Source organism: Asticcacaulis sp. W401b (genome assembly GCF_046503825.1).
In the GTDB taxonomy this organism is placed as follows: Bacteria; Pseudomonadota; Alphaproteobacteria; order Caulobacterales; family Caulobacteraceae; genus Asticcacaulis.
Window position 1 is genome coordinate 1 of record NZ_JBKFEE010000048.1, and the last position, 1540, is coordinate 1540.

Annotated in this window: 1 protein-coding gene; it reads right to left on the bottom strand. The window is 59.2% G+C overall.

From position 1 onward, the window contains the following. Nucleotides 1–1517 (bottom strand): Tn3 family transposase (locus tag ACK8OE_RS20780; protein ID WP_410274218.1); only part of this gene is annotated, 1517 nt, incomplete at its 3' end. Nucleotides 1518–1540 lie beyond the last annotated feature (23 nt).

Below are 1540 nucleotides of genomic sequence, written 5' to 3' on the forward strand. Positions count from 1 at the left end.
GCCACCTCACTTTGGCCGTGGCTGTCGACAAATTGGCTTTTGACCTCGGCGTCAGTGCAATGACGCAGCACGCCCTCGATCATGGCCGCGACTTCGGATGACGAGCAGCGCTTCAGCTGGGAATGGATGCATGTCGATTTGCGCTCGACGTGCCAATAGATCATGACGCCGCGGCCGCCGTAACGCATGTGCCATTCGGTCATCAGGTTCTGGTCCCAGGCACCGAACTTCTTGGAGTCCGAAGCGCATGAAGCGGTGCTCTCCCCCCATATACTTGGAAGCCTTTGGGCCAGGATCGCATTGGTTACCAAGGCGTTAGCATCCCGCAACCCTTCCCTGCTCAGGAACCGTCGCTCGACATGCAATAGCTCGGAGTAGCTGACACCGTCATGGCCACTGCAAACCCGCCTAAGACCGGCATTCGTGCCCAACGCATAGAGGCTCAACAACAGCCGTTTGTGCAGGTCTTCCTCGCTGAGAATGACCCGATCGCCAGAGGTTGTGAACGACCTGAGCATACCCGTCCGAAGCGCTGTTTCCTTCAGGACATCCAGGAGGCCGGTACCAGTCCAGCGCTTGTCAATCTCGGCCTTCAGCGCGACGAGGTTCGTTGGTTCCGAAAGCGGCTCCAAGGGTGTCAAGGATATGCGCTTTTCGCCAGTGGTGCGCAGACGAACCAGAGATTGTCGTGGCAGTGCGATATTCAGGCGCCCGAGCGCCGCGGCCAGATCGGCCTTTATTTTGTCGACGAAGTCTGACGCATTGGCGGGCTGGGCTAGCTCCTGGTAATATTGGGAACGGCGGGTCTCGAAATCCTTCGGCACGTCATCGTCGGGGTTGCGGTAACGATCAGCACCGACGACCCAGATCTCCTTGCAACGAAGCCGGTCACGCAGGGCAAGCAGAACACAGACCTCATAGTCGATCCGGTCAACCCGCCACCCGGTGGCCGTCGTCTCCACGATCAGATCCCGCCATTTCGCCGGGACAATGCCGTCGATCGGTAGCCCGTCTCCAGAGCGAATGACGCGGCGCATCGGCTCTTCGTTTAGCGCGCCTTTAAGCCAGTTCAGTGCCGTCAGGACAGGATGGGCCTGCACGTTATTGCATCGGAACTCTAGGGCGTCGAGCATGTGCGGCAACAGACGCCGATAATGGCCGCCGTATGACGCCCTCAGAGCCTTCTGGACCTGTTCGTGATAGGTGCCGCCCTCTTCATACTCGGCGACGACGGCTTCCAGCCTTTCCTGGCTAGCGACCGCGAAAACGACATCACGAACCTTGCCGTCGGGATTGGCCAGCGCCGCCTTCGCGATCTTGAACAGCATCCGGTCCTTATGGTGAACGCGCGTCAGGTCGCGCGTCATACGCCCCATAACCTTGCGTTGTGCCTTTTTGTGCATCTTGTGCACAGTCTCGATCAGCAGATCGACCAGGGCGTCCGTAATGCCCTTTTCCCGGTCAGCTAGGAAAAGGGCGTATAGACCCAACCGGCGAGACCGTGGTCGACGTCGCATATCCCAAGCCGATTCTTGGCTAA